Consider the following 25,895-nt stretch of genomic DNA (forward strand, 5'->3'; position numbering starts at 1 on the left):
AAAATCACTATTGTCTTGATTGTAAGAATATTGAAAAAAGATGGACTCTCATTGTGAAGAAATGATAACACAAATAAATCAAGAAAAAGAAAGACATCCTAGCTTGTCTGAAAAAGATGGGATATTAGATAGAATATTATTTGATTTTGACACTAAAGTCGGTGCAGAACTTAGTGAAAAAGAAAAAGAAGAAAATGTCAAAGAGGCCAAACTGAGATTTGAACAAAAAATACCGCCAGGATATATGGATTCTAAAAAAGACAATGGGAACAAATATGGAGATTACTTTATATGGGAAGAAATTATTTCCGAGGCTAAAGAGAGAAAAATGCCAGTTATGTTTATTAGTGATGATAAAAAGGATGATTGGTGGGAAAAAGGAGAGAAATCTAAAAAAATAGGTCCTAGATATGAATTAATAAAAGAGTTAAAAGATTTGTCGGGCCAACGTTTTTATATGTCTTCTATGGAGAATTTTCTGGAAAAATCTAAAGAATATTTAGATATATCTATTTCAGATAAGTCAGTTACGAATGTAAGGGACGTGACAATCGCAGAAGTCCTAGCAGTAAGGAATAAGTTAGCACACAGTACAAGTTTACATAATGATTTGATGCAGGAATTTAATTCACTTAATAGTAAAGAATGTTTTCAAAATATGGAAAAATTAAACGAATTGGAGCCTTATAGCGAAGAAGCCTCCCAATCCAAGAGATTATTGAATGAATTAAATCGTTATCACAAAGAACGCTCCCAATCCAAGAGATTATTGAACAAATCAAATCGTAGTAGCCAAGAATGCCTCCAATTCTTGAAATTATTGAATAAATTAAATCATAACAGTGAAGAATAAATAAAAATATTTATGTGTAAATATTTAAAAAGATCCAAAAAGGATCAGATTAGATTATCATCTTAATCTGATCCTTTTTGGATCTTTGGGGGGCATATTGTAAGCTAATTATCAGTTGTGAGGTATAGCTAAGAAGTAGAAAATGAGATTTTGAAATGTATTTCCGCATATGAATAAAGTGTAGCAGATAGCTCTCTCTATACATGCTACATGCTAATGGAAGAAAGATTGTTTGGGGTTAATTGAGGTACAATATTTGTAAAAATTATGCGTCCTTGAGGTGCCTGTTTCTTTTTCTTTAAATTGTTTTGGGATTAAATTTTTGAAAAGTAATTACATTACGTAGTTTGTTTTTAAAATAATCTAAGAAGGTTATCCTTTTTAGTCAGTTTAAAAGTGTTTTCTACTGCAAACTACTGAAATAGAAGCAATAACTTAGACTGGGAGGCATGCCTAAATGAGTTGGGAAGGAAAACATATTCTTAAAGTGGGTACTAAAAAACAATTTGGAATATCTGATTCTGAATTGGATGAAGAAAAACTAAAAAGAGATATCGAATCTTGGCTTGCGGCTGTTTTCCAAAGTGAACATCTCTCTTTATTGTTAGGCAGTGGATTTACCACTGCGGTTGCAACTAAAGCTGGAGTAAAAGGAGCTGGCATGGACTGCGATTATGCGGAGTTTAGTCATGGTGAAGAGTTAAAATTAGCTGCAGAAAAAGTGGCAAAGGCTACAGGACGTGGTGAGCCAAATATTGAAGATCAAATTCGTGTGGCAAATATATTAGCTCAGGGATTAGAAATTATGAGAAAAGATGAAGAAGCCATGGAGGTAAAAAAGGCGTTATTAGAATTAATAAGAAAATTTATAAATAATATTTCGCGAAGTGAACAAAATATTAGAAAGGCTATTGAGCGAGAAGCTAACGAGGAAGAAAAATTACATCTGGAAACAAATAGCGATGAGGAAAACGTAACATCGAAATCACTGGTCGTGCTTGTCTCATTTTTATTAAGTTTTGCAAGCAGAACTGCGACGCGAGAACGACTTAATATTTTTACGACTAACTACGACCGACTTATTGAATACGGTGCTGATATGGCTGGTTTACATTTAATAGATAGATTTGTTGGAATCCTTGAACCTGTTTTTAGATCATCAAGACTTGATATAGATATGCATTATAATCCACCTGGAATAAGAGGTGAGCCTAGATACCTTGAAGGAGTAGTTCGGTTTACTAAACTTCATGGTTCATTAGATTGGATTTATAGGGATGGTTTTGTCAGAAAAATTGGTTTGCCATTTGGGTTTGAATATGACCACCCGGCATTTGAAAACAGATCTCATACGCAGGTAATGATCTATCCAAATGCTGCAAAAGATAGAGAAACAGCTGAATATCCTTATGTTGAACTGTTTCGTGATTACGCAGCTGCCATATGTCGCCCCAATTCTTCGCTTGTAACTTACGGCTATGGTTTTGGTGATGATCATATAAATAGGAGCATAGCAGATATGCTTACAATCCCTTCGACCCATTTGGTCATTATCTCACACGGAGATAAAAGTGGAAGAATATGTAATTTTTATAATAACGTTGGTCATGATGCGCAAATTTCGTTATTGATAGGGACACATTTAGGGGATATACAGCAACTTGTTAAGTACTATCTTCCCAAACCGGCAATTGATCCAATTACAATGCGTCAAGCTAGTTTGCTTAAAAATAGGGGATGGAGTTCCAATAAAGAAGATGAAGAAAAAATGAAAAATTTCCCCTATAAGGAGGATGTGTTGTAATGACATCTCCTATATCTAATATATCAATGCGGACTGTTGGGACTGTAGAAAGTGTTTCTTCTGACGAAATTAAGGTCTTGTTGGATATAGATGCACCACGAAATATAGCTTTAAATACGGGTGTTCCCATTTCTTTCCCTAAAATAAATAGTTTCCTTTTGTTGCCTAACGAGGTAGGTGCTGTTGTAGGTTCTGTTATTTGGGTTGGGGTAGAGCGTTCCGCATACCCTAAAAGGCAGGGGTTAAAAGATTTTGGGCTTATTGATTTACCGTTCCCATTAAGAAAAATGATTTTAACCCCTATTGGAACTCTTACATCAAAGGAAGGGCAGTGGAAATTAGAAAGAGGGGTTCAAAGTTTCCCTTCAGTAGGAGATCCTGTTATTTTACCTACGCAGGAACAAAGTATTGCTATTGTTACAAATTATGAAAAAAATAGTAGGTTGAAAATAGGAACGTGTCCTACTGCTCATAATGCTTTAATTCAAGTAGATCCAGATAAACTTTTTGGGAGGCATCTGGCAGTGTTAGGTAATACCGGCAGTGGAAAATCGTGTACTTTGGCTGTACTGATACGTTCCTCTGTAGAGGCGGCACAATCTAATTTAAAACAAGAGGAGTCTGATCCTAAAAGAGATGAACAAAAGAATACTAACGCACGATTTATTATACTTGATCCTAATGGAGAGTATTCTAATTGCTTTCAAGATTTAGGTTCAGGATGTCGTGTCTTTAAAGTACCTCCTTTTGAATATAAAAGTGCGGAAGAATTTGTTTTACCAGCTTGGATGTGGAATAGTTCTGAATGGGCTGCAGTCGCACAAGCTGCACCTAAAGCTCAAAAGCCCTTGTTACAGACAGCCCTAAGAGATTTGCGTTCTGGATATTCTCAGGAGCTTAATCTTAGAACTAGGATACAGACACGGTGTAATTTGGTTCTGAAATGGTTGCTAGGGTTTGAAGGAAAAGGTGCTACAGGGTTCCCCGAGAATAAGGATTGTGGAACAATGTTACATGCATTCCAAGAAGATATTAATATATATAAAAGCGATTTGGCTGCAGGTGATGTATTAATTAAACCTATGTCGGATCTTGGAAAAGAGTTAGATAAAATTTATAAGGAGAACTTCATCGACAACAAAAAATATTACGGAGACTTTTCTGATAGCTCGCTCTCTAAAATTATTAAATTGATTAAAGAAGTTCTTGCACAGTATCCCCAAAAAAAACAATATATTAGTGCTAATGAAGATATGCCGATTAGATTTGATGCGAGTAATTTGGCCAATTATTTAGAAGTATTGGCGAGTCAACAAAGTGGCAATTCCAGCCAGTATATTCCTATGATGGTCATGAGAATTAAAACGATGCTTTCTGATTCCAGAATGAAAGATGTTGTAAATCCGAATGATCCGCCATCTCTACAAGAATGGCTCGAAAAATATATAGGCTCAAATCAAGGGGAAAATGGTCCAGTCGCTGTTATTGATCTCTCATTAGTTCCTTATGAAATTTTACATCTCGTTATTGCAATTACTTCAAGGTTAATTATTGAAGCCTTACAGCGATATAAAAAATTATATAAAGAAAATCTTCCAACGGTATTGGTTCTCGAAGAAGCCCACACATTTGTAGCAAAAAAAATGCCTCATGGTGATGAAATACCAACTCCTGCAGATATGTGTCGATGCATTTTTGAACGTATTGCACGGGAAGGACGTAAATTTGGTTTAGGATTGGTACTTTCTTCGCAAAGGCCATCAGAACTTTCTGAAACGGTTTTATCACAGTGTAATACCTTCTTATTACATAGAATTACAAATGACCGAGATCAAGAACTAGTTAGTCGACTAGTTCCTGATACGACAAGAGGGTTATTAAAAGAGCTTCCAAGTTTACCAAAAAGACATTGTATTTTATTAGGCGTCACTTCAAAAATTCCTGTTTTAGTTGAAGTTAAGGATCTTAAAAAAGAGCAACAACCGGAATCTGAAGATCCTGATTTTTGGGATGTTTGGACTTTTCAAAAAGAAAGAAAAGTCGATTGGAGCAAAATCGCGAATATCTGGATTGGAACTTCTCCAGAAGATACAAGTGATTTCGCTTCACAGGAGGAAGCCCAATGAAGATTCTTCATACATCAGACTGGCACCTGGGACGCTCCCTTTACGGGCGCAAACGCTACGACGAGTTTTCCCAATTTCTAGGCTGGCTCGGCACAACTATCGAAGCCGAAAATGTCGACGCACTGCTCGTCGCCGGAGATGTTTTTGACACGAGCACTCCCAGCAACCGCGCTCAGGAGCTTTACTACAACTTTCTCTGCACAGTCTCTCGTTCCTGTTGCCGGCACGTTGTCATTATTGCAGGAAACCACGATTCCCCCTCATTCCTGAACGCTCCGAAAGAGATTCTCAAAGCTCTGAACGTCCACGTTGTGGGTTCCATAACAGATAACCCGGAAGACGAAATTATCGTGCTGAGAGATAGAAGCCAAAAGCCGGAAGCCATAGTCTGCGCGGTTCCATATCTTCGGGATAAAGATATTCGCGTTGTCGAGGCCGGCGAAACGATTAAAGATAAGAATGAGAAGCTCATCGAAGGTCTTACAACTCACTATGGAACCGTCTGTGACATTGCCGAGAAGAAGCGCGCCGAGTTTAAGAAAGATAGCGGAGTAGATATTCCAATTATCGCAATGGGGCACCTTTTCACGGTGGGAGGCAAAACGGTGGACGGGGACGGCGTCAGAGAGTTGTACGTCGGCTCACTGGCTCACGTGGCGGCCGACCGCTTCCCTTCGTCTATCGACTACCTGGCGTTGGGACACCTCCACGTTCCTCAGTGTGTGGGAAATACTGATCACATCCGTTACTGTGGCGCTCCCATCCCTATGGGCTACGGCGAGGCCCGTCAGAATAAAAAGGTGATTATTGTTGAATTCAACAGCACGACGCCAGACGTTCGCGACATTCAGGTTCCGTGCTTTCAGCATTTGGAACGCATCGTGGGTTCCCTTGATGAAATAGAGTCGAAAATTGAGGAACTCAAGGGGCAGGGCAGCTCCGCGTGGCTTGAGATCGAGTATACGGGCACAAGCGTTGTTGGAAACCTGCGAGAGGTTCTGGAAGAGGCAATCTCGGGCAGTTCCATGGAAATTAGGCGAATAAAAAACAGACAGATTATTGAAAATGCCACCCTTACTCTTGAGGAAAGCGAGACCCTCGACGATATGACAGTGAACGACATTTTTGAACGCTGCCTTGACGACTACGGCGTTTCTCAGGAAGAGCGGGAAGAGCTTATCACGGCATATAACGAGATAGTCAGGTCTCTTTATGAAGACGACGTTAACGCAGAATAGGGAGGCTGAACATGAAAATTCTTGAACTCCGATTTAAAAATCTGAACTCCCTTTACGGAGAGTGGCGTATCGATTTTACAGATCCAGCATATATGACGAACGGCCTCTTTGCAATCACGGGGCCTACAGGCGCCGGCAAATCCACCATACTTGACGCAATCTGCCTGGCTTTGTACGGGGCGACTCCTCGACTCGGGCGGATCACGAAGAGTGGCAACGAAATCATGTCTCGTCAGACGGCGGAGTGCTTTGCAGAGGTTGTTTTCGAATCTCAGGCAGGGCGTTTTCGTTGTTTCTGGGAACAACATCGCGCCCACGGCAAAACTGATGGAAACCTCGTCGATGCACATCATGAGATCAGCGAAGTGAAAGACGATGGGCCAGGCAAAGTTATAGAGTCGAAAAAGAGCCTGGTTCCGGGCGTTATCGTAGATAAAATTGGAATGGATTTCGACCGATTTACAAGATCAATTCTCCTTGCGCAGGGCAGCTTCGATACCTTCCTGAAGGCCAATCCGGAGCAAAAATCTGAAATACTCGAACAGATAACCGGCACCGAGATTTATTCTGAAATTTCACGGCGTGTCCAGAAGCGTCATAGTAGAGAAAAAGATGCGTTAGGCCTGCTGGAAGCCGAGGCCTCTGGCATTGAACTTCTCACTCCCGAGCGGGAATGCGAGATTGGGCACGAGATAGCCGAAAAACGCGAAGAAGAGGCAGCACTTGCCGATCAGCGGGAGAAAATGGAGCGCGCCCTTTCATGGCTGAAAGATATAGAAGCACTTCATGAAGAGATTGCTTCCCTCTCTGAGGAATCCGCGAAGCTCACATCCGAAATTGAAGAGTTCAAACCGGAGCGTGAACGCCTTGACCATGCCCAGAAAGCGGCCGAACTTGACGGCGAATATGCCAGGCTGGCAGAGGTTCGGAAGGTTCAGAGCGATGATAGAGCCTCGTTGGAAAAGCTGGAAGGGGAGCTTCCCGGGCTTGAGGGTTCCTTTAAAGAGTGTGAAGAGAGCTTGAAAAAAGCAGAGCAGCAGACCGAAAAAGCCAAAGACGAGCTGAACCAAGAGGTTCCTCTTATTAAAAATGTGCGTTTGCTCGACCAAAATCTCGCCCTGAAAGGGGAAGACGTCGAATCGTGCGCCAAGAAGTGTACAGGGGATGCCGAGGCGATTGAGGCAAAGGAGAAGGAGAGGAGCGTAACACAAGAGGAGCACAACAGAGCTGACGAAAAGTTGAAAGCCGTTCAAGAATACCTTGAGGCTAACTGCGAAGATAAGGGGTTGGTGAGCGGCTTTACGGGAATAGAACAGCAGCTGGCCCATCTCGGTAGTGAGCAGAAGGCCATTATTCAACAAGAGACGAAGGCGCAACAGGCTCAGGCACAGCTTGCCGATTGTTGTGAAAGGCTGAGAGAGTGCGGCAGAAAGAACGACGTTTTCAAGAAGCAGGTTGAAGAAGCTGTCAAGGCTCACGAAGAGGCGCAAAAAGAGCTTGAAACTCTCTTGGCAGGACGATTGCTTCGTGAATATCGCGCCGAAAAAGATGCATTGCTACGTGAAGGTGATCTCCTTAGTAAGATAGCGAAACTTGAAGATTACAGAGCCCAACTCGAAGACGGCAAACCGTGTCCACTCTGTGGAGCTACGGTCCATCCCTATGCTGAGGGGAATGTTCCCCTCCCTGATGGAACGCAGAAGAAGATCGATGAGCTGACGGGGTTCATAGAAGCGGCAGAAGCTTTGGGTGAAGACGTAAAAGAGCGTGAAGCAGCTGAGCGGGAGGCTGTGAGCAAACTAAAAGAGTTGGAAAGCGATGCTCGGCTCGTTACACAAGAGAAGGAAAGGGCGGAAAAAGATCTCTCAGACTTGAATGAGACGCTACAAAAGATGAGAGACGACTATGATCGCTTAAAGGTAACTGTATCAGAGAAACTTCACCCCCTCGGTGTCGACCTCACATCAGAGACAGACGTTTCTTCGTTGCGTGAGGCGTTGCATGAACGGCTCGAAGCATGGCAGATCCATGTCGATGAGAAGGAAAAAATAGAAAGAGAGCGCTTTCAGCTTGAAAAAACGTTGGGGAAGCTCGATGGTGAGATTGAGACGCAGAAGAAGGATTTGGCAGAGAAAAAACAGGCCTTACAGTCGGCTCAAGATGGATATACGAGCGCAAAGACTGAGCGCCAGAAGCTCTACGGAGATAAAGATCCCGACAAAGAAGAAGAGCGCATGAACCAACAGATTGCCAAGGCTGATGAGGTAGAGAGAGAGGCACGAAATCAGCTTAACCTAGCGCAACAGAAGCTGACCGCAACGAAGGCAAGCATAGAGTCGCTCAGTAAGAAGATTGGGGAGAGAGCGTCGCTGCTTGACGAGCTCGAGTCGGCGTTTCATATCTCTTTGCATGCGGGCGGGTTCGGCGATGAGGCGCGGTTCCTTCAGGCTCGCCTTACATCTTCGGAACGGATGGCACTGGCAAACAGGGCAAAGAGCCTCGACAACCGGCAGACGGAACTCAAGGCCAAAGAGGAAGACCGCAAAGAGCGTTTGGCGGCTGAAATTGCCAAAAAGGTGACGGATGAGGGGCGTGAAGAGCTTGAACCCCAATTCAGGGAGTGCGAAGAAAATCTGAAGCTTCTTCGTGACGTTATTGCGGGGTTGAAACAGCAACTTGTCTCGAACAGCCAGAATAAAGAGCGCATGAAAGAGAAGCAGGGGGCCATTGAGGAGCAGAAAAAAGAGTGCAATCGATGGGCTAAACTGCATAGTCTCATAGGGTCGGCAGATGGTAAAAAGTACCGAAATTTTGCGCAGGGGCAGACCTTCAAATTGATGGTGTCTCATGCCAATCGGCAGCTTGCGAAAATGACAGATCGCTACCTTCTGATACAAAATGAGGAACAGCCGCTGGAGCTTGATGTTATCGACAACTACCAGGCGGGGGAGGTCAGATCGACGAAAAACCTCTCTGGTGGAGAAACCTTTATTGTGAGCCTTAACCTGGCTCTCGGACTCTCGAAGATGGCGAGTCAGAATGTGAGAGTCGATTCGCTCTTTTTGGACGAAGGGTTTGGAACGCTAGATGAAGACGCCTTGGAAACCGCTCTCGAAACCTTAGCTGGCTTACAGCAGGAGGAGAAACTCATTGGTGTGATTTCGCACGTATCCGCGCTGCGAGAGAGGATCAGCACGCAGATTGAGGTGGAGCCGGTGTCGGGTGGGAAGAGCAGACTGACGGGCCCGGGGTGTTGTGAGGGCGCGTAGTCGTGGGCAGAGCATGGTTGTCTCTAGAGCATCTATGTAACTTTTAATCTTTTTTTAGTTTCACCATTTGCTCGTGGACCTTTTGAATGCGTTCGAGGAGTTTGCTTTTTTGATCTTCATCTTTGGTTAGTTTGGCTAGTGCAATCAAAGTCTCTTTTAAGTTATTCCAAACGCGATAATCTTTATCATAGATTGAGATTGCTTTTTCATACTTTTCACACGCGTCATTGAGGAGTTCTATAGCGACGTTTTGATCTTCGTCTTTTTTTGCGAGTTCAGAGAGAGCATTCCCCCAGTTATACCAAGCATTGGAGTTATTTTTGTCAATGGAAGTAGCTTGTTCATATTTTTCACATGCATCATTGAGGAGTTTTATAGCGATGTCTTGATCTTCCTGTTTTTCTGCGAGTGCAGAGAGAACTACCCCCAAATTATTCCGAACACTGGAGTTGTTCGCATTAATAAGGGTAGCTTTTTCATACAAATCAGAGGCTTTTTTCATTCTGAAGGAAAAATCATCACCAGTAGAATTTTTACTCCAAAAGTAATAAGCGTTTCCTAAGAAAAAACATATAGAGAAATCGTTAGGATCTAATAGTAATAGGGGGGTAAAGAAAGAAATGGATTTTTCCCATTCTTTCTCATTATAAAATTTTAATGCATATGCTTTGAGTTTAATGTGAAAAGGGATTCCCTCTTGATTACTAATAACAGTTTTTATTGCTTCTAGGTCTCCTTCTGTTATTTTGGAGGCTAGTTCCTCATTATCGATGTTTGTTCTATTGGGTAAAATTTTTTCCGTTTTTTGGATTGCTTCTCGTATATTGTCTATCTCTTCTTTCGTCTTCTTAGAGTCTTTATATAGCGTATCCATATCATTTTTAATTTTTGTCACTTTTTCATAAAGGTGTTCAATGTTGCTTAAAATAGTTCTCCCTTTAAAAAGGCCCCACACACCTATAAGAGCAAACGAGGCAGGAAGAAAAGTCATCCACCAATTTATATTATCTCTGGCAATATCTAATTTTGTCTTTTCAATGCTAAAAGCTTGTTGCTTTAAAAGTAATTTTTCATCTATTAATTTATTAATTTCATTTTCAATATCAGCTTCTGTGAAGGGCGCAGCTACCGGGATTTTTTTCTGCAAAAGTTTAATCTTTTCGTTAAAAAGATTTTTATACGTATCAATTTCATCTTGAAGGATGTTTATATTACGTTCCAAATAGTTGCTAGGCATTGTTTCAGTATTTTGATTTCCAGTTGTTAAGGGGGATGCAAAGGATACCTGAGAGAAAAGAAGAAGAGAGATAATTGAAGCAAAAAAGTAAATCTTCATTTTTATGTGATTACAAAACATAAAAAATCCTCCAGAATTGGGTAGTTATATTTGAAAATTAAATTCAAAAATCAAACAAACTAATAGTAACATTAAATTAAGAAAAATGAAGCAAAAACTAGATTCTTTTTTATTTTCCCCACCCCCATCCGATAGCGGTCAAATCCCAGCGGCGGAAAAATTAAGATTCGTGTCTATCCCAACTGTCAGCTTGCCGACGGTTGCATGGCCAAGAGTATTAAACTTCTGATAGTTGGCGGCAATTACGAACTTGCAGTGTTCTCTGGTTCCGTTCTTGGCAATACCAATGCAAAGTCCCTTACGCACTCTGTTCCTTTTATCTTCTCTAGCTATGTTGAGGCAAGTGCAAAGATGGATAGCATCGGTGGAGAATACTATGCGAATTTAATGAAATAAAAAGGGTTGGTTTACTTAGCTGGAGTCTATAACGGACTTCGTCAGCTTACCAATAACAAGAAAGAAATTAAGAAGCCGGAAGATCTTAAAGGATTAAAAATCAGAGTTCCGAGCGGAGAAATTTACATGAGCAAAGCGGCCGGAACCGGAGCGAGCGGCTTTTTAGTAGATAACGCAGGCGTTACTGATCTGCTTGAAGTTAAAAGACGAAAGAAAAGGAACAGAAAGGATAGGGTTTGTTTGAACACACGCATAAAGTAAGAGACGTTATTTGCTATTGTAGCTTATTAAGGCTTGTTACAGCCGCTCTGGTTTGACTTCTCTTGTTGGTTTGTACATAATTAGATACAAAGATACATTTGAAAATTATATAGTGTATTTTGATACTTTATAAGTAGATTTGTGCCTTGAGTTTATTTGGCTCTTTTTATTGTGAAAGGAGGTTAAAGAAGTGATTCCTTATAGGGAAGAAAAGCTTAAAAATGCGATTGCCTATTTTTCTTCAGAATTTTATTCTCGAAAAAAATACTTTCCGCGACAGACTTGGATATATAAATTTCTTGCCCTTCTTGATTTTAGAATGCTGAAGAAAACAGGAGTTCCGTGTATTGGCCTAGAATATAATGCAATGAAATATGGCCCAGTTCCTCCCTTATTATATGATGCACGAAATGAACTAAAAACTGATAAATATCGATTTGTTACAACGAGTGATGGCGGAAGCAAAGTTGAGCCCCTTGATGAGCCTGACCTGGATTACTTTTCTGACAATGAACTTGATGTAATGGATGGGATATTAGACGCATATACTCAAGATGATGTCGACCTTGAAACATTGATAAAGGATGCCCATAAAGAAATAAAAGCTTGGAAAAAAGCCTGGGCGATTGCAGAAAAGGTTGGACGAGGGAAAATACCTATGGAGTATGAAGATGAATTTGATGACCTATTTCAGAAAGCAGAGGAGGACCTAACTCCTGAGGAAGAGCGTTTCTTATGTTATAGAGATATAGCGGCTATGGAAGAGGCCGAAGCGACTTTTTAGCCAGTATATAAAGTTATGGTTATTGGAGATGTTTTTGTTTGGGAACAATACCCACACAATTACGAAGGAAAGCAAAAACGACGTTGGTTTATTTATTTAGGGGCATATAGATATACTCCAGATCCTTTAAATTCTGATTACCCTGTTATGATAATAGCTCCAACAACAACTACACAAACACATTATTACGAAATAGGATCATCTCGATCAACACATCCTCATGTACGTTTTAAACCAGAAGAAAATTTTGGCTTCTCTGCAGAATGTGTTCTTGATCTTGCTGTAGAAAATAGAGTAGCTGAACATATTCTTATGAAGGCAGAAAAAGATGGTCAAATAGAAATAAAAGGAAACCTTCCACATACAAAGCTTAGGGAAATCTATACGAAAATATGTGATTCACAGGGTTACTCTCCAATAGCGAAAAGGCAAATTCGTGATAACTTGAATAGAGCAGGCGTTACCGGTTTGCCTAAAGTTAAAAGACGAAAGAGGGGCAGATCTCGATAAGGGATTGTTCCTTTTTCTCTTTTCAAATTTTGATGATCATATACGAGTCACAAATGAATTTGCTGATAATATATGAGTAACAAATTGTAGTTTAGTATCAGTATAAAAATGTAGCATATCCACCACCCACCCGCAAAAAACTCACACATGCGCCATGTTTTCCCTGCCTCGTGGTGGTTTCCCACTACGGAAAAATAGAAATATCAAATCTGTTTGCTGTCATCCGATAGCGGTCAAATCCCAGTGATGACGAGATTTAGAGATAAAAGAGAGAAGAGCATGATGAAAATCCCCCCCTCATTTTTCATATTTGAGAATAATTTATCATTGACAAATGGGTAAGAAGCTCTTATATTATCTTATATACCAACTTGGATACTAGTATGAATACCAGCATATATCCTTGTGTTTCATTAATTTCAAAAAGTGAGGGATTATGTATGGAATGCCGTTCTGGATCATTGAAGAAGCTAAAGGCACTACTATTACAATTGGTTTCTGGCAAGGCGATGATGCCGATTTTACAAACGTCGATACGATTACATTTCGACGCAGCCTTGCGATTTCTTCTTCGTATGATCCGTGTTCCTCAGTATTTCCCTTTCCTTCTTAATAAATCTCATCAATTCAAACCAACTCATGGCGAGACACACGTACAATGTTATTATTCTTTTAATGGCTTAAGCATGAGAATGGGCGAGTTATGGGTGTCAGAATTTTCCATCATTTTTAAGAGGAAAGATCTGATGAGAAGGAAATTCGGCAATACGGCATTGTTTGAAGCTGCTTATTCATCCTACTTACGAGCATAGATATTCAACTAATCTTTTGCCGTTTGTAAGCAGAATTTTCACTTAACAGCAAAGGAGAAAAAAAGTGGAACAACTACCAAATAAATCAGAGATTGCTTATCAGCAGATTAAAGAAATGATACATAAAGAGATTCTAACGAGAGATCAACCGATTTCAGAAAATCGTTTAGCGTCTGAACTCAATATGAGCAGAACCCCTATAAGATCAGCGCTTAAGCTTTTGGAAAAAGAAGGTTTTGTCAAAATCGTACCGAAACTGGGTATTTATTTGCAAGAGCTGTCAGATGAAGAGGCGAATCAGCTATATGACGTCAGAAGGGCTCTTGAGAGATTTGTTATTGAGCAAATTATTAATGTTATTACTGCCGAAGATATCGAAAAATTGCGAGGAATGATTGATTTCCAGCGAGAGGCTTTTGAACAAAATGACCCTGTTGCGTTTATGTCTTCGGACCAGCAGTTCCATAACTATTTTTTCGAAATTTACAATAACCCTAAGATGAGTGAATTGTTGGGGCAGCTTCGAGATCGTTTTTTCCTCATTGGTCTAAGGGCATGTAAATATGAAAATCGAATGGAGCCCTCAATTCAAGAGCACTCCTCCCTTGTTTCAGCGCTGGAAAAAAGAGATTTGAAGGCCGCTCTAGAGCACATTACAAATAATATAAGAAGGCAGTCAAGTTAGCACAGGCAAAGGAGGAATCGTGTATGATCCAAAAAATAGCTCTTTTGCAGATGGATATAGCATTTGCAGATCCAGTAGCGAACAGGAACAAAGCCGAAGAGATGATATGCGAGGCTGTAAAAGGAAACCCTGATGTCATTTGTTTATCGGAAACTTGGAATGTAGGCTTTTTCCCCAAAGAGAACCTGAAAGACTTGGCAGATGTGGATGGTCAGCCGACAAAAGAGTTGCTAGGTAGGTTAGCGAGTAAATATAAGGTCAATATAGTTGGTGGCTCTGTTGCTAATAGGCGGGGCGACAAAATTTATAACACTGGTTTCGTTTTTGACCGGGAGGGAAAATGTATCGCCGAATATGACAAAATCCACGGCTTTTCTCCTTCTGGGGAACATACGTATTTCGAGGGCGGTTCCAAACTTTGTACTTTTGAGTTAGATGGCATTAAAGCCGGAATGATTATTTGTTACGACATGAGATTTCTTGAATTGGTCCGCACCTTGGCGCTAGATGGCATTCAAATTTTATTTATTCCTGCACAATGGCCTCATCCCAGATTGAAACATTGGAAAACACTGGCAATGGCAAGAGCTATTGAAAATCAGATGTTTGTTGCTGCCATAAATGGAGTTGGCACAGCGAATGATTTGAAATTCTGTGGTAACTCTATGCTGATAGATCCTTGGGGAGAAATACTGGTCAATGCTGGTGAGGATGAAAAGATCGTAATGGCAGAGGCAGATTTTTCCATAGTTGAAGATATTCGCGAAAGAATTAACGTCTTTAGAGATAGAAAACCTGAATTCTATAAATTATAGGGAGATCAGACACATGAAAACGATGAATTTTACATTGGTCACAAAAGAAGGACGTAAAGAACTGCGCGTTGATTTCGACAAGGTGCTGGCGATAGGGTTTGCGGGGAGAGATCAGGTCAAAGCCATGGAACATATTCACGAACTTGAAAAGCTTGGAGTTAAAGCTCCAGAGAGTATTCCTGTGTTGTATCCGGTAGCCGATCTCTTGGTAACGGATGAGGATTACATTCAGGTTCTTGGAGACAAATCCAGTGGAGAAGCAGAATTCCTCATCGTTCTGCAGGGAGGAAAAATATACATTGGTTTGGGCAGTGACCACACAGATAGAGATTTAGAGTCGGTGAGCATTGCCAAATCGAAACAAATTTGTGCCAAGCCTTTATCCAATGAAGTATGGCTATACGATGAAGTGAAAGATCATTGGGATGATTTAAAACTCGTTTCGTGGCAGGTTCACAACAAAAAAGAAGTGAAGTACCAGGAAGGGAAAGTCAGTGAAATTTTGAGAGTCGAAAAAATAATAGAGGAAGTTAGCAAGACGTACCCCGATATGGACAATATGATTATGTTTTCTGGCACTGTGCCCTTGCTTGATGGTTTTGTTTATGGCGATTCTTTTAGATGCGAGCTTCAGGATGAAGTATTGCAGAGAAAGATAGCTCATGAATATAAAGTAGAGGTTCTTGGGTAGAGCTCTTATTGTAATATCTGTAACTTTAACATCAGTAACTGAGGATTTTCCGGAAATATCCCCATTAGTTTTTTGAAGGTACTTGAAAGTTTTTGTGAATTTAAATGAGCTGTATATGACCTCATGGTTATGGAGGCCATTGATGTTTTTTTACTGTGTCTTTTACTTTAGCTATTTAGATAGTTCTAAAGAAAATTAAGTAATTATTTAAAACTTTAGTTAGATATTTTCTATAAACTTGGGGGAATAAAAATGAAAAAGATCTGGTTTGATGTTGAGGACAAAAATGGAAATGTAACACCTACGGGGTTTGCTATCCGAAACTGTTGCCTTTTCGGATGGGCTGGACGTAATAAAGATGAGATCAGAAAACATGCAGCAGAATTGGCCGAGCACGGTATAAGAGGGCCCAAGAGCATGCCTGAACATTTCCTTTGCTCTCCGAATGTTGTAACCCAAGATGATGAAATTACAGTAGTCGGCGATGGAACATGCGGGGAGATCGAATTTTTCTTCCTTGAGAGAGAGGGCAATATATATGTAGGTGTTACAAGTGAGCATACAGATAGATCTCTTGAAGCTGTAGACATGGTCAAGTCGAAAGCTATTTGTCAGAAGCCCATGAGTACCACAGTCTGGAAATATGAAGACGTAAAGGATCACTGGGACGATCTTGAGTTGATCGCATGGCAGACGAAGGATGGCAAAGAAGTTGTCTATCAAAAAGAAAAACTTTCCGCTCTGATCACCCTAGAGACTCTTCGGGAAGAGGCCTTAAAACTTTATTCTAACCTTGAAGATTGCATTATTTTCTCTGGCACAATCCCGGCTTTGAATGGATTGGTTTACGGAGAAAAGTTTAGAGGATGTCTGAAAGACGACGTTCTTGGTAGAAGCATTGGTTTTGAATACAGCGTTAAAATAGTTCCTGCCGACGAAGATTAGGATGTCGCATAATGCTTGTGGCATGGCGTGAGCTGTTTTAGAGCAAGGTTTCTACGCTTGGTCGTGCCATAAGCAAATAACCTGTCTTGCTCTAGGTAACGGCCTTTCTTATAGGGCTGGAAGGAGTTGAATAGGCAAGTGGAAAAGATATTTAATAATATCGAAGAGGTTTTATCGGCAATTGTTATGTTTGTTATGCTGATGCTCACCTTCGTAAACGTAATTGCAAGATACTTTCTTAGTTCATCTATTTCATTTACCGAAGAGATCACAACATCGCTGTTTGTCCTTTTATGCACCCTTGGAGCCGCTATTGCGGTAAAGCATAATGCTCATTTGGGTTTGAGCCTGATTACAGACAAACTGAGCAGGAAATGGCAAAGGAGATTTTATCTCTTAGCCTGTGCTTTAGGTGTGATATTTTCTCTCGTGCTTTTTTACAAAGGAATATTTATGGCAATTCATGAGTACGAACTGAAACAGATTTCCATAACGCTACAGTGGCCGGAATGGATTTACGGTTCCTTTGTTCCTATAGGGGCATTCTTTTTAACCGTACGTTTTATCCAAGCTTTTTTTGAGTCTTTAAGCCAGAAGGAGGCGTAGCTAATGGTTGCGGCCGTATTATTAGGATCATTCCTAATCATGTTGTTGATAAATGTTCCCATTGCCATTACTATGGGCGTTTCGAGTTTGCTGGGCCTCATGGCTATGGGTATGAGCTTCGACATGATTCCCATTAATTTTTATGCAGCTAGCAGCAAGTTCGTCCTTCTCGCTATTCCTTTCTTTATTTTGGGCGGAAATATTATGGAAAAGGCCGGTATTTCCAGGAAATTGATTGATTTTGCAATGGCCTTGGTTGGTCACCTTAAAGGCGGACTCGCAATCGTATGTGTTCTCGTTTCCTGTTTTTTTGCCGCTATCTCAGGATCCGCTCCCGCTACAGTTGCAGCTCTCGGTATGATCGTCATTCCTGCAATGGTTGAAGTGGGATACAAAAAAGATACCTCTTCGGCCTTAATGGCAACGTCAGGTGCCATAGGCCTTATTATCCCTCCATCTATTACTTTCGTTATATACGGCTCAATTGCTGGGGTTTCCATAAGCAAACTTTTTATGGCCGGAATTGTTCCTGGACTTCTTATGGGAGCTTTTATCGCTGTGTCATGCCTTTTGACGACGAGGAAAGAAGATATAAAAAGAATCCCGAAGGTTCCTCCGAAACAGTGCTGGGTTGCATTTAAAGATGCTATATGGGCAATTTTGATGCCTGTCATCATACTAGGTGGCATTTATGGTGGAGTGTGCACACCTACGGAAGCGGCGGCAATAGCTGCTGTCTACGGTTTATTTGTTGGAATCTTTATCTACAAGTCTCTGAAATTCAAGGAATTATACCAAATATTGGTTACATCAACAGTCCAATCTGCTGTGGTTATGTTTATTACAGCGACTGCAAGTTTGTTTGCATGGATTATCACGACAGAAGGAATCGCGGCTGCGGCAAGTGAGCTACTCATAAATATGGCAGGAGGGAACATCATAATATTCCTTCTGATAGTGAATATTATCCTTCTTTTGGCAGGATGCGGTATTGACGGAACATCCGCGTTTTATATATTTACGCCTATTTTGTTGCCAGTTGCCATACAGTTGGGATACGATCCTCTCGTTTTTGGTGTTGTCATGGTGATGAACCTTGCAATTGGTAATGCTACGCCACCTGTCGGAGTCTGTCTCTACGTTGCGTGTGGTATTGGTAACGTATCTCTCAAAGAGATATCGAAAGCGGCTTTACCGTTTTTAACGGCGGCAGTATTGGCTCTGCTTATCGTTACTTATATACCTGCAATATCTCAGTTTATTCCGAATCTGCTTATGGCGGATTAGCAAGCGGTAGTAAAAGGGGCTAAACATACAATCTGGGGTAATGAGGTTTACATCTCGCACAACCTAGAAGGGGGATTTGTGCCAGGATGTTGAAATACGAAGATGAAGAGAAGTTCTTTACTCCAGATTTTTAATATAGTGCTTGCTTTTAGCGTTTCTAATTCATAACAAAAGGGGAGAAAATGATGAAAAAAGTAATGTCTTTTATCCTTATGTGTGTATTCGTTCTTGCGTTTGCTTTCGGCTGTGGGAATTCGGTTGTAGAAGCAAAAGAGAGTGGCTCCGATGATTATGAGAAACTGAACCTAAAATTAAGTACGTCTGGAACAAATCTTGGCGTAGATGCCGTTACCGCTCAGTACTTTGCTGACGCTGTTAAGGAAGCCAGCGGCGGAAAAATTAAGATCCGTGTCTATCCCAACTGTCAGCTTGCCGGCGGTAGCATGGCGAAGAGTATTGAACTTCTGATAGTTGGCGGCAATTACGAACTTGCAGTGTTCTCTGGTTCCGTTCTTGGCAATATCGATGCCAGGTTCCTTACGCACTCCGTTCCTTTTATCTTCTCTAGCTATGCTGAGGCAAGTGCAAAGATGGATAGCACCGGCGGAGAATACTACGCGAATTTAATGAAAGAAAAAGGGTTGGTTTACTTAGCTGGAGTCCATAATGGACTTCGTCAGCTTACTAATAACGAGAAAGAAATAAAAATGCCGGAAGATCTTAAGGGGTTAAAAATCAGAGTTCCGAGCGGAGAAGTTTACATGAAAACATTACGTGAGTTCGGTGCCGACCCCATAGCAATGAACTGGAGCGAAGTTTTTACCGCACTTCAGCAGGGAACAATTGATGGTCATGAAAACGGATATCAGACAATCGATTCAGCTAAAATTTATGAAGTGCAGAAGTATATGACAGAGTGGAATTGGAGCTATGATGGTTATTGGCTGATGGCCAACAGCAAAGATTGGGCTAAATTCAGCGAAAAAACTCAAAAACTCTTGCTGGAAAAAGCTAAAGAAGCTCAGGCGTACGGTAGAAAATATCTTGAAGACGCAGAAAAAGAGATAAAGAAAGACTTTGTCGAAAACAGAGGCGTCACTATTACAGAATTGACACCAGATGAACTTGCTGCGTTCAAGAAGGCTGCAAGACCCGTACAGGAATACTTCATTGAAAAGTTTGGTGAAGAGGCAACTTCTGCTTGGGGCCTTAAATAAGTTAGGGGCATAAATATATTTAAAGGGGTAGCAGAGATGCTGCCCCTTTAATTTTTAGAGGTTTATTCTTTTTTCCCCCATTTACACAGAATAATAAAGATATTAAGCGGGGGGAATAGAAGTATAAGTGAGAATGCAAACACAATACCTTGCAGGTCAGCTATCTTTCCAACAATGGCCATAGTAAGGCCGCTGAGGCCGTACGCAACTCCCATCAGAAGAGATGTGGCCGTACTTTTTGATTCCGGAGCCAATTCCTGAGCCTGGGCAACGAGAATTGGAGACGAAGATATTAGTAAGGCGTTCCCTACAAGAAAAAGAACGAAGGCCTGCCAGCCTTCAAAGAATAATTCAGGAAAAATAAGTAAAGGGCAGGCTCCTTGGGCAAAAAGTAAAACCTTTTTGTTCCCGTATTTTAAAGCTGCTTTTCCGGCCAGAAGGGGAGATACAACTTTAGCTAACTGGAGAAGGAAAAGAGAAAATCCTACCTTTTCAATGCCTCCCCCCCGAAGAGCGATAAGGAGGGGAAATAAAAACTTTATTCCGTGGTTGGTCATATCTCTAAAGAAAGTAACAGTCCAGATCGGCCAAATATCACTAAAAATATGTTTCGTGGTCTTAAGAAAATGACCTGACTGTTGTTTTTTAATCTTTTCTTTTATTTTATGTACCGATGGAACCAGTATCCAGAATAATATTCCTGTAATGGTTACTGGAACGACAGGAATCATGTTAAGTGGCCAATCATGGCAGTATTTGAAAAGAAATGTTGCATAAAGTGGACTAGCAGAACTTGCTAGAATTCCCACAGTACTAAAAAAAGCGAGCTGAAGAGGCAATTTTTCCAAACTTCCAATATATCCTATGGAGCCGTGCCCCTGAGGGTGGTAGACGGCACTGCCCAACCCCCATATCGACACAAGAATCAAAGTAACTCCGTAAGAAGGAGCCGAAGGAATGAGCGAGGCTCCAAGTGCTGTTAAAATTGGCCCCCAGACGATCATGACTGGACGGGATGTTATGTCTGAAACAAAACCCAAGAACGGCTGGAGAAACATGTTAAATAGTCCAGGCAAAGAAGTCAGTATCCCTGCTTGAGTTACAGAAAGTCCCAGCCTTTCTATCAAAAAGGGCAGAAAAGTCTGCAAAAAAGAGGTGTGCAGATCGTTAAAAAAATGTTGTAAATAAATGAGCGAAAGCTTTTTGTTAGCTGTCATCTTAAGATGTTTTATCAATATAATCTCCTCTATCTATTTTCAATGGCTGTTTTAATTCTGTTGAGTCCTTCAGTGATTGTGGATCTGGGAGCCGCTATGGTCATTCTGGCAAACCCCTCTGTTACTTTGCCGAATTCTGCTCCGTTGTTCATTCCAACGCCAGCTTTATGAACAAGAAATTTCTGAAGTTCCTCTGAAGACAATCCCAGTTCCCTGAAATCGATAAGGGGAACATATGTCCCTTCCGGTTTGATTAGCTTGATAGCGGGAATATTTTCTCTAAGAAACTCTTCGACGAAACGTAAATTTCCGCTGAGATACTCAATTAGTTCTTCTAGCCATTCTTCCCCAGTTGAATAGGCGGCGGCAATGGCTTCTGCTCCAAAGACTGTGACTCCGGCAAGGTGCATTCCAGAGATAAGATCGTTGTATCTATCTCTAAGATCTTTATTGGGAATTACGACCACAGCAGAACGGAAGCCGGCAAGGTTAAACGTCTTACTGGGTGAAAAACTTGTTATGGTTCTTTCTTCTATATCTCGTGAGATGCTTGCTATTGGAATATGCTTATTGCCTTCGTATACAATGTCTGAATGAACATCGTCAGATACTATAGTGATGTTATTTTTAAGGCATATTTCAGCTATTTCCTCGAGCTCTCTCTTTTGCCATACTCGCCCTGAAGGATTGTGAGGGTTGCAGAGAAAAAGCATTTTTACCCTGGAATTCAGCTTAGCTTTCAGATCATCGAGATTCATGAAAAAGCGCCCGTTGTCGAGAACGAGAGGATTATCTGTTATCCTTCGGCCATTTTCTTCGATGATGTGATAGAAAGGGGCGTAGATTGGTGATTGGATAACAACCCGATCGCCTGGTCTTGTCATGGCAAGCATAGAAAAGACAAGAGAGGGAGTAACGCCTGGAGAGTGGCAAATCCATTCCTTTTTGATATCCCAACCATGGCGGCGAGACATCCAAGAAATAATGGCATCATAAAAATCATCAGGTCTGTTAGGGTATCCGAAAATTCCGTGATCGAGTCTTTTTTTCAGGCGTTCAATCACTTCAGGTGGGGCTTTAAAATCCATGTCGGCTTTCCAAAGAGCTAGAATATCAGGATCACCGAAAACCTTGCCGAGATTATCCCATTTTTGACAAGCTGTACCTCTACGTTCTATTACGTGATCAAAGTTGTATTTACCCATGTGTCTATTCTCCTATGTCAAATGTGTTTTTTCGCGAAGGGGTGCCCATTTTCATGCGTTGGCAGCGGTGAAACATGAGAATTCCCGAGAAGAGAGGTTCGCAAAACATTCTAATATCATGATACTACTTTCAAGAATGGAGTGCCAGTTAAGCGCTCATCCCGAAAACTCCAAATAGAGTCACCCCTTTCACGGTTAGATTTTTTTCACCCCAAAAACTTCAAAAATTTTTCACTTTTTGTTTTTTCAGCGTCACGAGCACACTTATGTAGGTAGAGGGAGTCTATTTTTTTATATCAGAAAGAGGGGAAGTTACATGACAGACCAAACACTTCTAAACGACACTCGTGATTTTTGGTGGACATGCGTAGACCTCTGCGTCATTCGTGACAAAGACCTTTCTCCTATCGACAAAACCGTCTACGCTGTTCTTTGCAGTTTCGCATCCGTAGGCGAGAGAAAATGTTTTCCCAAAGTGGCAAAAATTGCCGCATATGCGGGGTGCTCAGTGCGCTCCACTCAAGAGAGCCTGAAACGGTTGCAATCTAAAAAATATCTGAGGCGGAATCCTCGGTACAAAAATAAGCGCCAGCTTTCTTCGGAATATATCCTTATCGGTCACCGAGCTGGGGGCGCATCGTCTGCAAGGATGCACGACGTGCACCAGGGGGATGCAGCAAACGAAGTAGCGGAACTAGAATCACTTGAACTAGATACTTCTCTTTCAGAGAAGCGGAAGGAACCCGCGAAAGCACGCTTGAAACAAACGGACGTGGGAGCAGACTTGGAAGCGGACTTAGAAACGGCCTTAAAAGCGGTTCCTCAAGCAATGCGCGCGACGGTAGAGTATTTCTTACTTAAGACTGGAAGAAAGGAAATCACTCTACGGGAACTTTCCGCAATCAAAGCCCTCGAAAAAATTCATGTCCCTGCACGGGTGAACCATGAGATCGCAAAGGCTGTGTCGCGATACGAAAAAATGAAACGTCCGCTGCACATGCTCACACTCGAATACATTTACGAAAGCTTGAAATATCAGACTTCGGGGCGGAGGGGCCGATCTGAAACGCAAAGGGCTTTGACATCTGATGACCCATACGAAAAACAGCGAGCGTCTGATTTAAAAGAGTGGGAGGCCAGTCAGCAGAAGGCTCTGCTTGAAAAATACGGAGGTGAGTTGCCATGACAAACGGGGTTCTCTCGTACGTGCGGCGACTTTTCAAAAATCCATCAATAACGGAATCGGATTTATATGGTTCCATGGGAGATTTCATACAGGCTGAAGAGCAGCAACGATTCTGCGCCACGTGTCCGGGAATCGCACTGTGCAAATACAAAGGGCTCCGATGGTCAGTTTCAGCGAAAAAAATCTTCGGACGGAAAATAATTGTGGCCGAGTTGGGAAAGTGTGTGAACCGCGAGAGAAAGAGTCGGCAGCGGAAAATGGAACGGCTTATTCGGGCGAGCAAGATTCCAAAAGCCATGAAACGCTGTACTTTCGACACCTTCATAACGACCGGAGACCCCATGATCAGAACGGCGAAGGGGCTGGCAATGGCGAGTGTGGAAGACGGCGCCTCCATAATTCTGGGTGGAGGAACAGGTGTGGGGAAGACCCATCTTGCCATCGCCATGGTGCAAGAAACTGTGAGTCGGGGCAGAGAGGCCCTATTCGTGCCGGTGGTGGATTTGCTCGACGAAATTCGGTCAGGCTACGATGAAGGAACCGCAGACGCGATTCAAGAGGCAGTGAAGGAGGCGGATTGCGTGGCTCTCGACGATTTGGGGGCGCAGAGATCGACGAGTTGGGTGAGTGAGCGGCTTTTTTCTGTTATTGACGCGCGATACAGGTTGGGGAAGCAGACAGTCATAACAACAAATGCGTGCTCTATGTCGCAGCTTGAAAAAATGTTGGGAGAAAGGGGCGCGCGGATCGTTTCGCGATTGACGGAAATGGCGCAGCCCCTGTTTATTAAGGCCCGGGATTTCAGAACACGCAAAAATGTGCAGCAGCGCCTTCCTGTTGGGAAGTAGCGGCGGCGTGCATTTGTTTTAATCATGCAGCAGTGGGATCAGGATGTGAAGATGGGGTTTCAGCTTTAATATCTATACCGAGTTCTTGTGCGATTGCAACTTGAAGCATCAAACTATAATTTTTTATTCCCGCTTCTTTGGCGGCACGATCCATCCATGCAGGTATTGTAAGCGTCTTTTTTACGCTGTATTCTTTTACAGATGCGCGAATGAGTGGCATCCAAACATCAACAAGTACGCAGATTGTTCCTTTTTTCTGTGGCAAACTTTTAATAGATGACGGAGCGGGAATTGATTCGCCATCAACTTCCATGCCGTAGAGATGTAGTCCCAACGCTTCTTTTGCGCATTTGATAGCATTTGTTTCATCTTTGCCTACCGTAACACAGCCAGGCAAATCGGGAAATGTTACTCCCACTTGGTTTTCTTCATAGTGAAAAAGTGCTGGGTAAATATAGCGGGTCCATTCGTCAGTAACACGTAATTCTTCTTTTAAAGCTCGCTGGAGCAGGGCAGAATAGTTTACGTGATTTTCTTCGGCGAGGTCTGATAACCATGCAGGGATCGTTAATGTTTTTTTCACAGCTTTTGTACTCCAAGCTCTTCGAATGGGCGACATAACAGCAACAACTAATTGAACAAATCCGCCCGATGGAGAACCAATCATTTCTATCGGCGTAGGCTCAGGAATGTTGTCTTTTTGAACTTCACGGAAATACATGCAATCTCCAAGCACTGCTTGAGCTTCTACTATAGCTTCTTCTATAGTATCTGCTGATGTGAAACAGTTTTCCAAATTTGGAAAGGTGACAGTCCATCCGTCCCCATCGGGAAGAAATATAGCGGGATATTTATAATACTTAGGTCGTTTCACAGTGATCACCTACCTTTCAAGGCGATGCAAAGGTAACATGTGTATCAGTACGTGTCAATACGTGTTCATGGGTCGCAATCTATTTCTTCTTTTGAAGAAGGCATGAAAAAACACTTAAAGCATTTTATACGTGCCGCAGTGTTTCTTCGTTTAAAAATCTCTTCATAAATTTTCTGAACGATTCGTAATGAAAATATTGCTAAAAATATAAGGAGTAATCTCGTTACAACATTGACAAATTTCTTTTTTGAGTTAATATAATTTTGAAATTGAGTAACTCCGTTATTACGTTAAAAATGAGGGGGTTTTGGGGTGCTTCAACTAAAAAAAATGGTTTCTATACAGATAGGTCAAAATTTTAGATGCCGTCTTGAAAACGTAAAAAAATCAAATGCTTATGTCATTCAGATGAAAGATTTGACAGAAGACAACAGGTTAAATTGTGATAGTCTTTTTGGTATAGATATAGACGAAATTAATGGTAAATATCTTATCAAGAAAAATGATATACTTTTTCGCTCTAGAGGAAAAACAAATACAGCAGTATTGGTTGATCAAGAAGTTGCTTACACAGTAGTTAGTTCACCTCTATATAGAATCAGAGTGTTAACAAATAATGTAACTCCGGCCTACCTTTGTTGGTTTATTAATCATCCTTCATCGCAATTATATTTTGCAAAAATGGCAAAAGGTACTTCTGTTCAGATGATAGATAAAAAAACGCTCGGAGAATTGAAAATATATGTTCCATCTTTAGATATTCAAGATAAAGTTGTTACCTTAAATAATCTAAGCAACAAAGAGCAAAAAATAATTAAAGAAATTTTGAATAAGCGACAAATTTATATGGATGCTTTTTTAATGAAGTTAGTTTCAGAACAGAGGTAATATCTTTAATAAAAATTAAAC

22 protein-coding genes and 1 pseudogene are annotated in these 25,895 nt (G+C 41.3%); 19 read left to right on the top strand and 4 right to left on the bottom strand.

Features of this window, described 5'->3' with window-relative positions; all coding sequences use genetic code 11:
• Positions 1–40 precede the first annotated feature (40 nt).
• From RBH88_RS03395 to RBH88_RS03415, 5 genes are all read left to right on the top strand, one after another.
• Positions 41–853, top strand: coding sequence for a PIN-like domain-containing protein (locus tag RBH88_RS03395; protein ID WP_307879915.1), 813 nt, complete (start codon positions 41–43; stop codon positions 851–853).
• 457 nt (positions 854–1,310) lie between these two features.
• Positions 1,311–2,657 carry an SIR2 family protein gene (locus tag RBH88_RS03400; RefSeq protein WP_307879916.1) on the top strand — a complete coding sequence of 449 codons (1,347 nt, stop codon included), beginning with the start codon at positions 1,311–1,313 and terminating at the stop codon, positions 2,655–2,657.
• Positions 2,657–4,783, top strand: coding sequence for an ATP-binding protein (locus RBH88_RS03405; protein ID WP_307879917.1), 2,127 nt, complete (start codon positions 2,657–2,659; stop codon positions 4,781–4,783). Before RBH88_RS03400 ends, RBH88_RS03405 begins: the two co-directional genes overlap by 1 nt.
• Entirely contained in the window at positions 4,780–6,021 is a 1,242-nt protein-coding gene (locus tag RBH88_RS03410; RefSeq protein WP_307879918.1) for an exonuclease SbcCD subunit D C-terminal domain-containing protein, read from the top strand. The genes RBH88_RS03405 and RBH88_RS03410 overlap by 4 nt, the downstream gene beginning before the upstream one ends.
• Before the next feature lie 11 nt (positions 6,022–6,032).
• Positions 6,033–9,290, top strand: a complete 3,258-nt coding sequence (locus tag RBH88_RS03415; protein WP_307879919.1) for an AAA family ATPase — start codon at positions 6,033–6,035, stop codon at positions 9,288–9,290.
• Positions 9,291–9,333: 43 nt separating this feature from the next.
• Here RBH88_RS03415 and RBH88_RS03420 read toward each other — a convergent pair whose 3' ends face one another.
• Positions 9,334–10,647 carry a tetratricopeptide repeat protein gene (locus RBH88_RS03420; RefSeq protein WP_307879920.1) on the bottom strand — a complete coding sequence of 438 codons (1,314 nt, stop codon included), beginning with the start codon at positions 10,645–10,647 and terminating at the stop codon, positions 9,334–9,336.
• Positions 10,648–10,806: 159 nt separating this feature from the next.
• On the opposite strand from RBH88_RS03420, the pseudogene dctP reads away from it, so the two are divergent.
• From dctP to RBH88_RS03475, 11 genes and pseudogenes are all read left to right on the top strand, one after another.
• Positions 10,807–11,304 (top strand): annotated as a pseudogene (dctP, locus tag RBH88_RS03425) (TRAP transporter substrate-binding protein DctP).
• 190 nt (positions 11,305–11,494) lie between these two features.
• On the top strand, positions 11,495–12,088 hold the full coding sequence (locus tag RBH88_RS03430) for a Panacea domain-containing protein (protein ID WP_307879921.1): 594 nt from the start codon (positions 11,495–11,497) through the stop codon (positions 12,086–12,088).
• A 15-nt stretch (positions 12,089–12,103) separates the two neighbouring features.
• The gene (locus tag RBH88_RS03435) at positions 12,104–12,598 is read left to right on the top strand and encodes a hypothetical protein (RefSeq protein ID WP_307879922.1); all 495 of its coding nucleotides are present in this window, start codon (positions 12,104–12,106) and stop codon (positions 12,596–12,598) included.
• Positions 12,599–13,038: 440 nt separating this feature from the next.
• Complete coding sequence (locus RBH88_RS03440) at positions 13,039–13,410, top strand: hypothetical protein (protein ID WP_307879923.1); 372 nt, start codon at positions 13,039–13,041, stop codon at positions 13,408–13,410.
• A gap of 64 nt (positions 13,411–13,474) precedes the next feature.
• Complete coding sequence (locus RBH88_RS03445) at positions 13,475–14,095, top strand: GntR family transcriptional regulator (protein ID WP_307879924.1); 621 nt, start codon at positions 13,475–13,477, stop codon at positions 14,093–14,095.
• 23 nt (positions 14,096–14,118) lie between these two features.
• Complete coding sequence (locus tag RBH88_RS03450) at positions 14,119–14,910, top strand: carbon-nitrogen family hydrolase (RefSeq protein ID WP_213691575.1); 792 nt, start codon at positions 14,119–14,121, stop codon at positions 14,908–14,910.
• A 13-nt stretch (positions 14,911–14,923) separates the two neighbouring features.
• Entirely contained in the window at positions 14,924–15,601 is a 678-nt protein-coding gene (locus RBH88_RS03455; RefSeq protein WP_213691574.1) for a DUF2848 family protein, read from the top strand.
• Positions 15,602–15,853: 252 nt separating this feature from the next.
• On the top strand, positions 15,854–16,546 hold the full coding sequence (locus RBH88_RS03460) for a DUF2848 family protein (RefSeq protein ID WP_213691573.1): 693 nt from the start codon (positions 15,854–15,856) through the stop codon (positions 16,544–16,546).
• Between the two features lie 138 nt (positions 16,547–16,684).
• On the top strand, positions 16,685–17,152 hold the full coding sequence (locus RBH88_RS03465) for a TRAP transporter small permease (RefSeq protein ID WP_213691572.1): 468 nt from the start codon (positions 16,685–16,687) through the stop codon (positions 17,150–17,152).
• Positions 17,153–17,155: 3 nt separating this feature from the next.
• The gene (locus tag RBH88_RS03470; RefSeq protein WP_213691571.1) at positions 17,156–18,439 is read left to right on the top strand and encodes a TRAP transporter large permease; all 1,284 of its coding nucleotides are present in this window, start codon (positions 17,156–17,158) and stop codon (positions 18,437–18,439) included.
• A 185-nt stretch (positions 18,440–18,624) separates the two neighbouring features.
• Positions 18,625–19,656, top strand: a complete 1,032-nt coding sequence (locus RBH88_RS03475; protein WP_307879925.1) for a DctP family TRAP transporter solute-binding subunit — start codon at positions 18,625–18,627, stop codon at positions 19,654–19,656.
• A gap of 62 nt (positions 19,657–19,718) precedes the next feature.
• Here the strand turns inward: RBH88_RS03475 and RBH88_RS03480 are convergent, their stop codons facing one another.
• Both RBH88_RS03480 and RBH88_RS03485 read right to left on the bottom strand, forming a co-directional pair.
• Positions 19,719–20,891, bottom strand: coding sequence for an MFS transporter (locus tag RBH88_RS03480; protein ID WP_307879926.1), 1,173 nt, complete (start codon positions 20,889–20,891; stop codon positions 19,719–19,721).
• Between the two features lie 11 nt (positions 20,892–20,902).
• A complete protein-coding gene (locus RBH88_RS03485) occupies positions 20,903–22,078 on the bottom strand; it encodes a MalY/PatB family protein (RefSeq protein ID WP_213691058.1) in 1,176 nt (391 codons plus the stop codon).
• Positions 22,079–22,394: 316 nt separating this feature from the next.
• Here RBH88_RS03485 and RBH88_RS03490 point away from each other — a divergent pair, with 316 nt between their 5' ends.
• The gene (locus tag RBH88_RS03490; RefSeq protein WP_307879927.1) at positions 22,395–23,264 is read left to right on the top strand and encodes a helix-turn-helix domain-containing protein; all 870 of its coding nucleotides are present in this window, start codon (positions 22,395–22,397) and stop codon (positions 23,262–23,264) included.
• Positions 23,261–24,112: an ATP-binding protein gene (locus RBH88_RS03495; protein ID WP_307879928.1), complete on the top strand. Its 852-nt coding sequence runs from the start codon at positions 23,261–23,263 to the stop codon at positions 24,110–24,112. Before RBH88_RS03490 ends, RBH88_RS03495 begins: the two co-directional genes overlap by 4 nt.
• 22 nt (positions 24,113–24,134) lie before the next feature.
• On the opposite strand, the gene RBH88_RS03500 is transcribed toward RBH88_RS03495, so the two are convergent.
• Positions 24,135–24,986, bottom strand: coding sequence for a type II toxin-antitoxin system HicB family antitoxin (locus tag RBH88_RS03500; protein WP_307879929.1), 852 nt, complete (start codon positions 24,984–24,986; stop codon positions 24,135–24,137).
• Positions 24,987–25,298: 312 nt separating this feature from the next.
• Here RBH88_RS03500 and RBH88_RS03505 point away from each other — a divergent pair, with 312 nt between their 5' ends.
• Complete coding sequence (locus RBH88_RS03505) at positions 25,299–25,874, top strand: restriction endonuclease subunit S (protein ID WP_307879930.1); 576 nt, start codon at positions 25,299–25,301, stop codon at positions 25,872–25,874.
• Positions 25,875–25,895 lie beyond the last annotated feature (21 nt).

The sequence above is a fragment of the Aminobacterium sp. MB27-C1 genome, assembly GCF_030908405.1.
Taxonomy (GTDB): domain Bacteria; phylum Synergistota; class Synergistia; order Synergistales; family Aminobacteriaceae; genus Aminobacterium.